Annotated in this window: 18 protein-coding genes, 3 rRNA genes and 1 pseudogene; all 22 read right to left on the bottom strand. The window is 40.9% G+C overall.

Annotated elements, in window-relative coordinates; translation table 11 throughout:
• Positions 1 to 13: 13 nt before the first annotated feature.
• The 22 genes and pseudogenes from rplR to KEC48_RS14365 all read right to left on the bottom strand — a co-directional run bounded on the left by rplR (position 14) and on the right by KEC48_RS14365 (position 13,368).
• Positions 14 to 370, bottom strand: coding sequence for a 50S ribosomal protein L18 (gene rplR, locus KEC48_RS14470; RefSeq protein ID WP_087357964.1), 357 nt, complete (start codon positions 368 to 370; stop codon positions 14 to 16).
• Positions 371 to 398: 28 nt separating this feature from the next.
• Positions 399 to 944 carry a 50S ribosomal protein L6 gene (gene rplF / locus KEC48_RS14465; protein ID WP_087357963.1) on the bottom strand — a complete coding sequence of 182 codons (546 nt, stop codon included), beginning with the start codon at positions 942 to 944 and terminating at the stop codon, positions 399 to 401.
• A 28-nt stretch (positions 945 to 972) separates the two neighbouring features.
• Positions 973 to 1,362, bottom strand: a complete 390-nt coding sequence (gene rpsH / locus KEC48_RS14460) for a 30S ribosomal protein S8 (protein ID WP_087357962.1) — start codon at positions 1,360 to 1,362, stop codon at positions 973 to 975.
• A gap of 33 nt (positions 1,363 to 1,395) precedes the next feature.
• The gene (locus KEC48_RS14455) at positions 1,396 to 1,581 is read right to left on the bottom strand and encodes a type Z 30S ribosomal protein S14 (RefSeq protein WP_066447586.1); all 186 of its coding nucleotides are present in this window, start codon (positions 1,579 to 1,581) and stop codon (positions 1,396 to 1,398) included.
• 14 nt (positions 1,582 to 1,595) lie between these two features.
• Complete coding sequence (rplE, locus tag KEC48_RS14450) at positions 1,596 to 2,138, bottom strand: 50S ribosomal protein L5 (protein WP_239386244.1); 543 nt, start codon at positions 2,136 to 2,138, stop codon at positions 1,596 to 1,598.
• A 15-nt stretch (positions 2,139 to 2,153) separates the two neighbouring features.
• The gene (gene rplX / locus KEC48_RS14445) at positions 2,154 to 2,486 is read right to left on the bottom strand and encodes a 50S ribosomal protein L24 (protein ID WP_211963192.1); all 333 of its coding nucleotides are present in this window, start codon (positions 2,484 to 2,486) and stop codon (positions 2,154 to 2,156) included.
• 14 nt (positions 2,487 to 2,500) lie between these two features.
• Entirely contained in the window at positions 2,501 to 2,869 is a 369-nt protein-coding gene (gene rplN, locus KEC48_RS14440; RefSeq protein WP_087357960.1) for a 50S ribosomal protein L14, read from the bottom strand.
• Between the two features lie 29 nt (positions 2,870 to 2,898).
• Complete coding sequence (rpsQ, locus tag KEC48_RS14435; RefSeq protein ID WP_087357959.1) at positions 2,899 to 3,159, bottom strand: 30S ribosomal protein S17; 261 nt, start codon at positions 3,157 to 3,159, stop codon at positions 2,899 to 2,901.
• Positions 3,160 to 3,171: 12 nt separating this feature from the next.
• Positions 3,172 to 3,366 (bottom strand): 50S ribosomal protein L29, encoded by a 195-nt coding sequence (gene rpmC / locus KEC48_RS14430; RefSeq protein WP_087245362.1) that lies wholly within the window; start codon positions 3,364 to 3,366, stop codon positions 3,172 to 3,174.
• A 2-nt stretch (positions 3,367 to 3,368) separates the two neighbouring features.
• On the bottom strand, positions 3,369 to 3,779 hold the full coding sequence (gene rplP / locus KEC48_RS14425) for a 50S ribosomal protein L16 (RefSeq protein WP_087245360.1): 411 nt from the start codon (positions 3,777 to 3,779) through the stop codon (positions 3,369 to 3,371).
• 2 nt (positions 3,780 to 3,781) lie between these two features.
• Positions 3,782 to 4,435: a 30S ribosomal protein S3 gene (gene rpsC, locus KEC48_RS14420; RefSeq protein WP_087245358.1), complete on the bottom strand. Its 654-nt coding sequence runs from the start codon at positions 4,433 to 4,435 to the stop codon at positions 3,782 to 3,784.
• 11 nt (positions 4,436 to 4,446) lie between these two features.
• On the bottom strand, positions 4,447 to 4,779 hold the full coding sequence (gene rplV / locus KEC48_RS14415; RefSeq protein WP_087245356.1) for a 50S ribosomal protein L22: 333 nt from the start codon (positions 4,777 to 4,779) through the stop codon (positions 4,447 to 4,449).
• A 20-nt stretch (positions 4,780 to 4,799) separates the two neighbouring features.
• A complete protein-coding gene (gene rpsS / locus KEC48_RS14410; RefSeq protein WP_087245354.1) occupies positions 4,800 to 5,078 on the bottom strand; it encodes a 30S ribosomal protein S19 in 279 nt (92 codons plus the stop codon).
• A gap of 18 nt (positions 5,079 to 5,096) precedes the next feature.
• Positions 5,097 to 5,930, bottom strand: coding sequence for a 50S ribosomal protein L2 (rplB, locus tag KEC48_RS14405; RefSeq protein ID WP_087357958.1), 834 nt, complete (start codon positions 5,928 to 5,930; stop codon positions 5,097 to 5,099).
• Positions 5,931 to 5,988: 58 nt separating this feature from the next.
• Entirely contained in the window at positions 5,989 to 6,279 is a 291-nt protein-coding gene (gene rplW / locus KEC48_RS14400; protein WP_087357957.1) for a 50S ribosomal protein L23, read from the bottom strand.
• Positions 6,279 to 6,905 carry a 50S ribosomal protein L4 gene (rplD, locus tag KEC48_RS14395; RefSeq protein ID WP_087357956.1) on the bottom strand — a complete coding sequence of 209 codons (627 nt, stop codon included), beginning with the start codon at positions 6,903 to 6,905 and terminating at the stop codon, positions 6,279 to 6,281. Before rplD ends, rplW begins: the two co-directional genes overlap by 1 nt.
• A gap of 121 nt (positions 6,906 to 7,026) precedes the next feature.
• A pseudogene (gene rplC, locus KEC48_RS14390) lies at positions 7,027 to 7,644 on the bottom strand (50S ribosomal protein L3); the annotation flags it as partial.
• Between the two features lie 21 nt (positions 7,645 to 7,665).
• Entirely contained in the window at positions 7,666 to 7,974 is a 309-nt protein-coding gene (gene rpsJ, locus KEC48_RS14385) for a 30S ribosomal protein S10 (RefSeq protein ID WP_087245344.1), read from the bottom strand.
• A 633-nt stretch (positions 7,975 to 8,607) separates the two neighbouring features.
• Positions 8,608 to 8,716: ribosomal RNA gene (gene rrf / locus KEC48_RS14380) — 5S ribosomal RNA — on the bottom strand.
• A 52-nt stretch (positions 8,717 to 8,768) separates the two neighbouring features.
• Positions 8,769 to 11,652: ribosomal RNA gene (locus KEC48_RS14375) — 23S ribosomal RNA — on the bottom strand.
• A 36-nt stretch (positions 11,653 to 11,688) separates the two neighbouring features.
• A complete protein-coding gene (locus tag KEC48_RS14370; protein ID WP_211962230.1) occupies positions 11,689 to 11,829 on the bottom strand; it encodes a hypothetical protein in 141 nt (46 codons plus the stop codon).
• A gap of 16 nt (positions 11,830 to 11,845) precedes the next feature.
• Positions 11,846 to 13,368, bottom strand: a 16S ribosomal RNA gene (locus tag KEC48_RS14365).
• Together the 16S, 23S and 5S rRNA genes form the textbook arrangement of a ribosomal RNA operon.
• Positions 13,369 to 13,402: the final 34 nt, after the last annotated feature.

Here is a 13,402-nt window from a genome sequence, read left to right as displayed (position 1 = left end):
CTTTAACCTCCTATTAGAATTTTAATCCAGCTTCTCTAGCAGCTTCAGCTAGTGCTTTCACACGACCATGATAAATATATCCACCACGATCAAATACTACATTTTCAATATTTTTGGCAATAGCTCTCTTTGCAATTTCAGTACCAACTTGAGTTGCAGCTTCAATATTTCCACCGTTTGCTAATTTCATATCTACTGATGATGCTGCAACTAATGTTACACCATTAACATCATCAATAATTTGTGCGTGGATATGAGAGCTTGAACGGAATACATTTAAACGAGGACATTCAGGAGTTCCACTGATTTTTCTACGAACTCTCGCATGACGTTTTTTACGTAAATCGTTTCTTGACATAGATTTAGCCATGATTTTAGCTCCTTCCTTATTTCATCAACTACTTCTTACCAGCAGTTTTACCTTCTTTTCTAATAATTCTTTCATCAACGTATTTAATACCTTTTCCTTTGTAAGGTTCAGGTTTTTTCACAGCTCTAATTCTTGCTGCAATTTCTCCAACTCTTTCTTTAGAGATTCCTGATACAATAATTGATGTCTGAGATGGAGTTTCAATTTTAACTCCTTCTTCACCTTCAACTTCTACTGGATGAGAAAATCCAACATTTAATACTAATTTATTACCTTGCATTTGAGCACGGTATCCAATACCAACAACTTCAAGCTCTTTTTTATAACCGTTGTGTACACCTTCGATCATATTAGCAAGTAATGCTCTTGTTGTTCCGTGTAATTGTTTTACATGTTTTTGTTCACTTGTTCTGCTTACTGTAATAACATTTTCATCCATATTAATATTAATTAATGGAGAAAATTGTCTGACTAAAGTCCCTTTTGCACCTGTAACTGTAACAGTATTATCATCAGCGATTTCAACTTTTACACCTTCAGGTACATTGATAATCTTATTACCTACACGAGACATCAGTTACACCTCCTGTTTTCTTATTTTATTACCAGATATATGCTAATACTTCTCCACCGATTTGTTTAGCTCTTGCTTCTTTATCAGTCATTAATCCTTGAGAAGTAGATAATACAACGATTCCTAAACCATTTAATACTTTAGGAATTTCATTTACTTTAGCGTACTGACGAAGTCCTGGTTTAGATACTCTCTTTAATCCAGTGATGACTCTATCATTTCCTTTATATTTTAAAGTGATGACAATGTTTTTAATGACACCTTCACCCTCAACTTTATATCCTTTAATAAATCCTTCGTTTTTCAAAATTTCAGCTAATTGCACTTTTAATTTTGATGCAGGAATCATAACTTCTTCATGACGTTGTTGATTCGCATTACGAATTCTTGTTAACATATCTGCAATTGGATCTGTCATTTGAAATGTCCTCCTTCCATTTGGATGATTTGATTACCAACTTGCTTTTTTAACACCAGGAATTTCACCTTTGTAAGCTAATTCTCTGAAGCAAATACGGCATAATTTAAATTTTCTAATTACTGCATGTGGACGTCCACAACGTTCGCATCTTGTATATTCACGAACTTTGTATTTTTGAGGACGTTGTTGTTTAACTTTCATTGATGTTTTAGCCATTAATTAAGTCCTCCTTATTTATGGAATGGCATTCCTAATTGTGCTAATAATTCATGACCTTCTTCATCAGTTTTAGCAGTTGTTACGAATACAATATCCATTCCTCTGATTTTGTTTACTTTATCAAAATTGATTTCTGGGAAAATTAATTGTTCTTTAACACCTAAAGTATAATTTCCTCTCCCATCAAAAGAATTCTTTGGTACACCTCTAAAATCTCTTACACGAGGTAAAGAAATACTAATTAATTTATCTAAGAATTCATACATTCTTTCTCCACGTAAAGTAACTTTACAACCAATTGGCATTCCTTCACGTAATTTAAATCCAGCAATTGATTTTTTAGCTCTAGTAATCACTGGTTTTTGTCCTGAAATTAAAGTTAATTCTTCAACAGCTTCATCTAATAATTTAGAGTTGCTAACTGCATCACCAACACCAATGTTGATAACGATTTTTTCCATAGCTGGAACTTGCATTACAGAACTATAGTTAAATTTAGTCATTAATGACTTAACGATTTCATTTTCATAACGTTCCTTTAGTCGGTTCATTATTTAACCTCCTTCCGATTACTTTTTCTTCTTTGTAGTTTTATCTAAGGCTTTACCTGTTTTTTTATTAATACGGTATTTTTTACCATCTTCATCAAAAGCATAACCAATTTTAACAGCTTGTTTTGCTTTTGAATCATAATATGCAACATTAGAAACATGAATAGGTGCTTCTCTTGTTACAATACCACCTTCTGGATCTGCTTGTGAAGGTTTAATGTGTTTTGTTACCATGTTCACAGCTTCAACAATCACTCTATCTTCTTTTCTTAGAATTTGAATAATTTCTCCAGTTTTCCCTTTATCGCTACCAGCGATAACTTGAACTGTATCACCTACACGTAATTTCATCTTCTCGTTTCCTCCTATAATACCTCAGGAGCTAATGATACGATTTTCATAAAATCAGCATCTCTTAACTCTCTTGCTACCGGTCCAAAGATACGAGTTCCTCTAGGTGAATTATCATCTTTGATAATAACACAAGCATTATCATCAAATTTAATATATGAACCATTTTCACGGTTAACACCATATTTTGTTCTTACGATAACAGCTTTTACAACTTCACCTTTTTTAACTGTACCACCTGGAGTCGCTTGTTTCACTGTCGCTACGACTATATCACCGATGTTACTAAATTTTCTATTTGAACCACCAAGGTTTCTAATTACTAGTACTTCTTTTGCTCCTGTATTGTCAGCAACTTTTAATCTGCTTTCATTTTGGATCATTCAAGTGACCTCCTTTCAGATTCTATTCATTAAATAATTTCTGCTTTTTTTACAACTTCTACTAAACGGAAACGTTTAGTTGCTGATAATGGACGAGTTGCCATGATTTTTACAACGTCTCCATCTCTAGCAATGTTTTCTTCATCATGAGCCTTAAACTTTTTAGAAGATTTAACACGTTTTCCGTATTTTTTGTGTTTAACATGAGTTTCAACTAAAACAGTAATTGTTTTATCCATTTTTGTAGAAACAACTGTTCCAGTGTAAACCTTACGATTATTTCTTTCCATAGTCTACTCCTTCTATTTGTTTAATTCTCTTTCTCTAATAATTGTTTTAATTCTTGCGATATTTTTTCTAACTGTTCTAATACGAGCAGTATTTTCTAATTGTCCTGTTGCCTGTTGGAATCTTAATCCAAATAATTCTTTTTTGTACTCTTCTACTTTGTTAAGTAATTCTTGAGTTTCTGTATTTCTAATATCTTGAACTGTCACAATTACTCACCTCTTCCAATAATCTTACATTTCACTGGTAATTTGTGAGATGCAAGTCTTAATGCTTCTCTTGCAACTTCTTCTTCTACACCAGCAACTTCGAACATAACGCGACCTGTTTTTACAACTGCTACCCATTCTTCTGGAGCACCTTTACCTGAACCCATACGGACTTCAAGAGGTTTCTTTGTTTTAGCTAAATGAGGGAAGATTCTAATCCAAACTTGCCCACCACGTTTCATATAACGGTTCATAGCAATACGAGCTGCTTCGATTTGTCTTGAAGTAATCCAAGCACCTTCTTGAGCTTGTAATCCATATTCACCAAAAGAAACTTGAGTTCCACCTTTAGCTTTACCTTCATATTTGATTCTATGAGGTCTTCTATATTTAGTTCTCTTAGGCATCAACATGATTATTTATCCCCTTTCTTCTTTGCAGGAAGAATTTCTCCCTTACAAATCCAAACTTTTACTCCTAATTTTCCATAAGTTGTGTCAGCTTCAGCAGTCGCATAATCAATGTCAGCTCTTAATGTATGAAGAGGTACAACACCTTCAGAATAACCTTCAGTTCTTGCCATATCAGCACCACCTAAACGTCCTGAAACAGCTGTTTTGATTCCTTTAGCACCAGCTCTCATAGCAGCTTGAATAGCTCTTTTTTGAACTGTTCTAAATGAAGCACGGTTTTCTAATTGTTCAGCAATCTTGTTTGCTACAAGTTGAGCAACAACATCTGGATTTTTAATTTCAACGATATTGATAAACACTTGTTTACCGTTAACCATTTTTGCAACTTCTTTTCTTAATGCATCAACAGCTTCACCATCTTTTCCAATAACAACACCTGGACGAGATGTATGAACATAGATGCTTACACGATTTTTAGATCTTTCAATTTCAATATTAGCGACATAAGCGCCTTTTAACTTTGCATATAAGAATTCACGAATTTTGATATCTTCGTGTAATAATGAAGCAAAGTCTTTATCATTAGCGTACCATCTTGAATTCCAATTACGGTTAACGCCAACACGTAATCCTACTGGACTTACTTTTTGACCCATACTTTGCCCTCCTATCTTTCAGCAACCACACAAGTGATGTGGCTTGTTCTTTTTAAAATTTGAGTTCCGCTTCCTTTTGCTCTTGCACGGAATCTTTTTAATGTAGGACCTTCGTCTACATAAATTTCTTTGATGTATAATTTATCTTCTTCTGCACCTTCATTGAATACAGCGTTTTGTGCAGCAGATTTAACGACTTTAATGATTGCAGGAGTTGCACTTTTATTAACGAATTCTAAAATTCCAAGTGCTTCTTTTACTTGCTTCCCTCTTACCAAGTCAACAACTAATCTTGCTTTTTGAGGTGAAACACGAATCATTTTAGCTTGAGCTCTTGCTTCCATGTTTATTTTCTCCTCTCTTTCTATTTACCAGATTTTTTATCATCAGCATCATGACCATGATAAGTTCTTGTAGGAGCAAATTCTCCTAATTTATGTCCAACCATATCTTCAGTAACATATACTGGGATGTGTTCTCTTCCGTTATAAACTGCGAACGTATGTTCAATAAATTGTGGGAAGATTGTAGAACGTCTTGACCATGTTTTAATGACTTCTTTTTTGTTTGCAGCATTTAATGCTTCAACTTTTTTCATTAAGTGTTCATCCACGAATGGACCTTTTTTCAAACTTCTTGCCATATTCTATAACCCTCCTTCTTATTTACCGTTACGACGACGTACGATTAATTTATTTGAAGCTTTCTTTGTATTTCTTGTTTTAACACCAAGTGCTTTTTTACCCCATGGAGTCATTGGTGCTTTACGACCGATTGAAGTTCTACCTTCACCACCACCATGAGGGTGATCATTAGGGTTCATAACAGAACCACGAACTGTAGGTCTAATACCTTTCCATCTGTTACGTCCTGCTTTACCAATGTTAACTAATCCATGATCTTCATTTCCAACAACACCAACTGTTGCTCTACAAACTGCTAAGAATTTTCTTACTTCACCAGAAGCTAATCTTACAGTTACATATTTTCCTTCTTTACCTAAGATTTGAGCAGAAACACCTGCAGATCTAGCGATTTGTCCACCTTTTCCTGGATGCATTTCAATATTGTGGATAACTGTACCTTCAGGCATATTTCCCATTGGTAAACTATTACCAACAATAATATCAGCATTTTCTCCAGAAACAATTTTCATTCCAACTTCTAATCCTTTAGGAGCTAAAATATATCTTTTTTCACCATCTACATAGTGAATTAATGCAATATTTGCAGATCTATTTGGATCATATTCAATTGTTGCAACTTTACCAACAATATCATCTTTATTACGTTTAAAATCAATAATACGATATAAACGTTTATGTCCACCACCGTGATGGCGAGTAGTGATTACACCTTGATTATTACGCCCACCAGTTTTTGATAAACGAACAGTCAATGATTTCTCAGGCTTATTAGTAGTAATTTCTTCATAAGTTAAAGAAGTCATATTACGACGACCATTTGTTGTAGGCTTATATACTTTAATAGGCATCTGTTTTCCTCCTTATTTTTCTTATCTGGAATGGAGTACATTCCAATAGTATATCGGATTATTCTTCACCGAATAAATCGATTGAATATCCTTCTTTTAATTTTACAATAGCTTTCTTTCTTCTTTTTGTTTTACCAACGTATCTACCCATTCTTTTTGTTTTAGGTTTCACATTCATAATGTTTACTTTTTCAACTTTAACGTCAAACATTTTTTCAACTGCAACTTTTACTTCAGTTTTATTTGTGTTTACATCAACATCAAATGTATATTTGTTTTCGTTTTGTTGTAACAATAAAGATTTTTCAGTAAGTACTGGTTTCTTTAATACATCAGTTATATGTGCCATTATGCCAATACCTCCTCAACAGCTTTGATAGCTCCTTCAGTCATAACTAGCTTAGTGCTATCTACAATATCATAAACGTTAAGACCTTTTGAATTAATAACTTTAACACCAGGAATATTTCTTGCTGATAAAGCTACGTTTTCATCAACTTCATCCATAACGATTAATGTTTTTCTATTTGCTTCTAAGTTTTCTAACACTTTAACCATTGCTTTTGTCTTTGGTGCTTCCATAGCGATGTTATCTAATACTGTTAATTCACTATCAATCACTTTTTGACTTAAAGCTGATTTAAGTGCTAAACGTCTTACTTTTTTATTCATTTTTAATTTATAGTTTCTATCTGGTGTAGGCCCAAATACAACTCCTCCACCTCTCCATTGTGGAGCACGGATAGATCCTTGTCTTGCTCTACCTGTACCTTTTTGACGCCAAGGTTTCTTTCCTCCACCTTTAACTTCAGTACGGTTTTTCACTTTATGAGTCCCTTGTCTCCATGAAGCTCTTTGTAGTAAGACCATATCAAAGATTGCTTGGTTGTTTGGTTCAATACCAAATACAGATTCATTTAATTCTGTATCTTTTACTTTTTGTCCTTCTTGATTATATACTGCAACTTTTAACATTAGTTTTCCTCCTTTCGCTTCATTATTCAGCAGTTTCCACTGCATCAGTAGTTTCTTCTACTACTGGGCTTTCAGTTTCATATACAACTAAATCTTTAGCAGGATTCACTTTTCCATTTCCTTTGATTGCTGATTTTACAACAACCAAACCTTTTTTAGGACCTGGAATTGATCCGCTAATTAACAATACATTGTTTTCTACATCAACAGCAACAATTTCCAAGTTTTGAACTGTTCTTGTTACGTTACCCATATGTCCTGGTAATTTCTTACCTGGAGCGATTCTATTTGGAGCGATTGGTCCCATTGAACCTACGATTCTATGAGCACCTGAACCATGCCCCATTGGACCTCTTTGTTGTCCATGTCTTTTTATAACACCTTGATAACCTTTACCTTTGCTAGTTCCAGTTACATCAACCACTTCACCAGCTACAAAGCTATCAACCTTTATTTCTTGACCAACTTCATAACTCATCATTTCGTCAAAACGAAATTCTTTAATGAAGCGCTTAGGAGCTGTTTTAGCTTTTGCAACATGTCCCATGTGTGGTTTAGTTGCTAATTTTTCTCTCTTGTCTTCAAAACCAACTTGGATAGCATCATATCCATCAGTAGCAACTGTTTTCTTTTGTAAAACAACATTTGGTGTTGCTTCTACAACTGTTACTGGGATTAATTTTCCATCAGTAGTGAACACTTGAGTCATTCCAATCTTACGACCTAAGATTCCTTTCATGAGTTACACCTTTACCTTTCCTTATAATTTAATTTCAATATCCACACCACTTGGTAATTCTAAACGAGTTAATACATCAACTGTTTCTGGTGTTGGATTCACAATGTCAATTAGACGTTTGTGAGTTCTGATTTCAAATTGTTCACGAGAATCTTTATACTTGTGAACTGCTCTTAAAATTGTATAAACTTCTTTTTCAGTTGGTAGAGGTACAGGACCTACAACTTGAGCCCCTGACTTCTTAGCAGCTGAAACAATTTTTTCAGCAGAAGTATCCAAGATTTTGTGATCAAATGATTTCAAACGAATTCTAATTTTGTTGTTTGCCATGAATTATTCCTCCTTCTTGCCAATTTATTGGCTGCTCGATGCGAATTCCCTGAATACGTCCTCCGCTCATGACAACGGCTTTCAGCGTTTCAGCAACCTCGCACTTCTTCGCATTCACAACAAATGCATTTTACACTATTTTTCCTTTTAAATCAAGCATTTTTTATATCTTTTGAAATCTTTTTTTAGTGGGGTTAATTGTAAAAGTAAATTCTGCTTAAAAAAATAAAGTGGGATTTAATATTAGGAATTTTATTGTTATATACTATTGAATATCTGTTCGTCATTTTATAGGTTAATGATATGAATGAAAATATCTCTAGAAAATAAACATACCACTATTGATCAACGTAATAAGATGTTCAAAATATTAGAAAATAATGAAGTCATTTCTAAATCACCACAGTTTTTAATAAATGGGTTTTATTAAAATGAATGTAGGAAGCGGTTTAATATAAATTTACATTAAATTGCAAAAAACTCCCTATGAAATAAAGAAATTCACAGGGAATCAAAAAAGCATATCTAATATGCCAGGAAAAATGAAATGATTTTAAATAACTCCATCTTAAGGAAATCATGATGAAAGAATAAAAAAAGGACGGAACCAGAAGAAGACTGGACCGTCATGTGAACTGGCAGCGTGCTATTGTCGCAGTTGCCCACTATCTTCGCCGCTATGATGCTTAACTTCTGTGTTCGGCATGGTTACAGGTGTGTCCATCATGCCTTCGCCACCAGATCATCTGAGCACGAACGCTCAAAACTGAACAGCTTCCTTCCTCCCACTTCTTATGGCTAAGCTCTCGGTCTATTAGTATCATTCAGCTCAGCATGTCGCCATGCTTGCACCCATGACCTATCTACCTCCTCGTCTTGGAGGGACCTTCCTTCCGAAGAATGGGAAGTCTCATCTTGGAGGGGCTTCACGCTTAGATGCCTTCAGCGTTTATCCCTTCCGGACTTGGCTACCCAGCTGTGCCACTGGCGTGACAACTGGTGCACCATCGGTCCGTCCACCCCGGTCCTCTCGTACTGAGGGCAGCTCTCCTCAAACTTCCTGCGCCCACGACAGATAGGGACCGAACTGTCTCACGACGTTCTGAACCCAGCTCGCGTACCGCTTTAATGGGCGAACAGCCCAACCCTTGGAACCGACTTCAGCTCCAGGATGCGATGAGCCGACATCGAGGTGCCAAACCTCCCCGTCGATGTGAACTCTTGGGGGAGATCAGCCTGTTATCCCCAGGGTAGCTTTTATCCGTTGAGCGACGGCCCTTCCATGCGGTGCCGCCGGATCACTAAGCCCGACTTTCGTCCCTGCTCGACTCGTCTGTCTCGCAGTCAAACACCCTTCTGCCTTTGCACTCTGCGCATGGTTTCCATCCATGCTGAGGGTATCTTTGGGCGCCTCCGTTACTCTTTGGGAGGCGACCGCCCCAGTCAAACTGCCCACCTGACACTGTCCCGTCCTCAGTTCCATGAGGCCCGGTTAGAACTCCAATGCATCAAGGGTAGTATCCCAACGTCGGCTCCTCGAATACTGGCGTATCCGTATCTCAGCCTCCTACCTATCCTGTACATCATGCATCAGAGTCCAATATCAGGCTACAGTAAAGCTCCATGGGGTCTTCCCGTCTAGTCGCGGGTAACCTGCATCTTCACAGGTACTAAGACTTCACCGAGTCTACAGCCGAGACAGCGCCCAAATCGTTACGCCTTTCGTGCGGGTCAGAACTTACCTGACAAGGAATTTCGCTACCTTAGGACCGTTATAGTTACGGCCGCCGTTTACTGGGGCTTCGGTTCATGGCTTCGCTTGCGCTGACCACTCCCCTTAACCTTCCAGCACCGGGCAGGCGTCACCCCCTATACTTCGACTTGCGTCTTCGCAGAGAGCTGTGTTTTTGGTAAACAGTCGCTTGGGCCGTTTCACTGCGGCTCAGCTTCCACTGAGCACTCCTTCTCCCTAAGTTACGGAGTCATTTTGCAGAGTTCCTTAGCTATAGTTCTCTCGCTCACCTTAGGATTCTCTCCTTACCCATGTGTGTCCATTTTCGGTACGGGCAGAATGCAGTTATGCTAGAAGCTTTTCTTGGAAGCTGGCTTCAGACTCTTCTGTACTTATCGCAATGTTCCATCCGCGTCACGCCTTCGGGTTGCGCCATCCGGATTTGCCTGGATGACCCCTACCTCGCTTGCTCCAGCTATTCCGTCAGCTGGTTGTCCTAGCCTTCTCCGTCACTCCCTCGCCTGCACTCCGGTACGGGATTCTCCACCCGTTGTCCATCGACTACGCCTTTCGGCCTCGCCTTAGGTCCCGACTTACCCAGAGCGGACGAACCTTCCTCTGGAATCCTTGGGTCTCCGGTGCGTGGGATTCTCACCCACGTGCCGCTACTCACACCGGCATTCTCTCTTCCACACGCTCCACGACTCCTTACGGTATCGCTTCTTCGCTGTCTGGAACGCTCCCCTACCATTTACATCGTAAATCCATAGCTTCGGTATCATGCTTAGCCCCGGTAAATTTTCGGCGCAGAGTCATTCGACCAGTGAGCTGTTACGCACTCTTTCAAGGATGGCTGCTTCTGAGCCAACCTCCTGGTTGTCTGTACATCTCCACATCCTTTTCCACTTAGCATGTATTTGGGGACCTTAGCTGATGGTCTGGGCTGTTTCCCTCTTGACCATGGACCTTATCACCCATGGTCTGACTGCCGTCCATGTCTTCATGACATTCGGAGTTTGATTATGCTCAGTACCTCGAGATGAGGCCATCACATATTCAGTGCTCTACCTTCATGCGACTTCCTGACGACGCTAGCCCTAAAGCTATTTCGGGGAGAACCAGCTATCTCCGGGTTCGTTTGGAATTTCACCCCTAGCCACAATTCATCCGCCAACGTTTCAACGGGGTCGGTTCGGTCCTCCATCGGGTCTTACCCCGACTTCAACCTGATCATGGCTAAATCACCCGGTTTCGGGTCTATGACATGCAACTTTCGCCCTCTTCAGACTCGCTTTCGCTTCGGCTCCGCATCCCCTGCTTAACCTCGCTCCACATCATAACTCGCCGGCTCATTCTACAAAAGGCACGCCATCACCCATTAACGGGCTCTGACTTCTTGTAAGCATATGGTTTCAGGTTCTCTTTCACTCCCCTCCCGGGGTTCTTTTCACCTTTCCCTCACGGTACTGGTCCACTATCGCTCACCAGGGAGTATTTAGCCTTTCGAGATGGTCCTCGATCCTTCCGTCAGGATTCCTCGTGTCCCGACGTACTCAGGGCCTGCCTCGCCTTCCTCCACGACTTCGGATACGGGAGTTTCACCCTCTTCGCTGCGCCTTCCCCTGCGCTTCTCCTGTCATGTCAGATAGGCTTTATCGGCACCCCTATAACCCCATCCTGAGATGGTTTGGGCTCCTCCGCTTTCGCTCGCCACTACTTACGGAATCGTTCTTACTTTCCTTTCCTGCAGGTACTGAGATGTTTCAGTTCCCTGCGTATCGCCTCGATTCTTCATCGATGTCATCCTCTTGGATGACGGGTTCCCCCATTCGGACATCGACGGGTCCTTGCATGCTTACTGCTCGCCGTCGCGTTTCGCCGTTTGCTGCGTCCTTCTTCGCCTCCTGGTGGCCAGGCATCCGCCATACGCTCTTCTTCGCTTAACCTAAAGTGTTCTCTTTTCGTGCTTTCTTAGTTTGCAACTAGATGATTTCGACCTTCTTCCTGATCTCTTTCATCTTTCGTTTCTTCGCTTTCTTGTAGAAAGTTTGCTGTTCAGTTTTCAATGTTCCTGCCTTGAATGCATCTTTCCAGATACACTCAAAACCAAACAGTATCCACATCTTCTCTTCTCCCTAGAAAGGAGGTGATCCATCCCCACGTTCCCGTAGGGATACCTTGTTACGACTTCACCCCAATCATCAGTCCCACCTTAGACAGCTCCCTCCTTGCGGTTGGGCCACCGGCTTCGGGTGTTACCAACTCTCATGGTGTGACGGGCGGTGTGTACAAGGCCCGAGAACGTATTCACCGCGACATGCTGATTCGCGATTACTAGCGATTCCAGCTTCGTGCAGTCGAGTTGCAGACTGCAGTCCGAACTGTGAACGGGTTTCTGGGTTTCGCTCCACCTCGCGGCTTCGCCTCCCTCTGATCCGTCCATTGTAGCACGTGTGTAGCCCAGGTCATAAGGGGCATGATGATTTGACGTCATCCCCGCCTTCCTCCTCCTTGCAGAGGCAGTCTCGCCAGAGTCCCCAACCTAATGCTGGCAACTGGCAACAGGGGTTGCGCTCGTTGCGGGACTTAACCCAACATCTCACGACACGAGCTGACGACAACCATGCACCACCTGTGTGAGATATATCTATCTCCCTGTCTCCAGGGCCTTTATCTCCATGTCAAGACCTGGTAAGGTTCTTCGCGTTGCTTCGAATTAAACCACATGCTCCACCGCTTGTGCGGGCCCCCGTCAATTCCTTTGAGTTTCATTCTTGCGAACGTACTACTCAGGCGGAGTGCTTATTGCGTTAACTCCAGCACTGAGGTCTGACCCCCAACACTTAGCACTCATCGTTTACGGCGTGGACTACTAGGGTATCTAATCCTATTTGCTCCCCACGCTTTCGGGACTGAGCGTCAGCTGCACCCCAGACCGCCGCCTTCGCCACTGGTGTTCCTCCATATATCTACGCATTTCACCGCTACACATGGAATTCCGCGATCCTCTGATGCTCTCTAGCTGTGCGGTTTCCACGGCTTACCGAAGTTTAGCTCCGGTCTTTCACCGCAGACCTGCACTGCCGCCTGCTCCTCTTTACGCCCAATGATTCCGGATAACGCTCGCCACCTACGTATTACCGCGGCTGCTGGCACGTAGTTAGCCGTGGCTTCCTCATGAAGTACCGTCACGCACATGGCATTCCCTCCATCTGCCGTTCTTCCTTCATAACAGAAGTTTACATCACGAATGACTTCTTCCTTCACGCGGCGTTGCTCGGTCAGGCTTTCGCCCATTGCCGAAAATTCCCTACTGCTGCCTCCCGTAGGAGTCTGGGCCGTGTCTCAGTCCCAGTGTGGCCGTCCACCCTCTCAGGCCGGCTACGCATCGTCGCCCTGGTGAGCCGTTACCTCACCAGCTGGCTAATGCGTCATAAGCCCATCCCTGTGCTATCCCGTGGGATATTTAACATAGTCGACATGCGTCCTCTATGCCTATGCGGTCTTAGCTGCCGTTTCCAGCAGTTATCCCCCTCACAGGGGCAGGTTGCTTATGTCTTACTCACCCGTTCGCCACTCAATGCCGAAGCATTGCGTCCGACTTGCATGTATTAGGCACGCCGCCAGCGTTCATCCTGAGCCAGGATCAAACTCTCCATTGTCCTTTTCTATCTTCAGACAATTTCATGTCTTCTT

The sequence above is a fragment of the Clostridium sp. C1 genome, assembly GCF_018223625.1.
GTDB lineage: Bacteria > Bacillota_I > Bacilli_A > Erysipelotrichales > Coprobacillaceae > Allocoprobacillus.
Note: the sequence above shows the minus strand (reverse complement) of the source record. Positions and strands in the feature narration are given on the sequence as shown.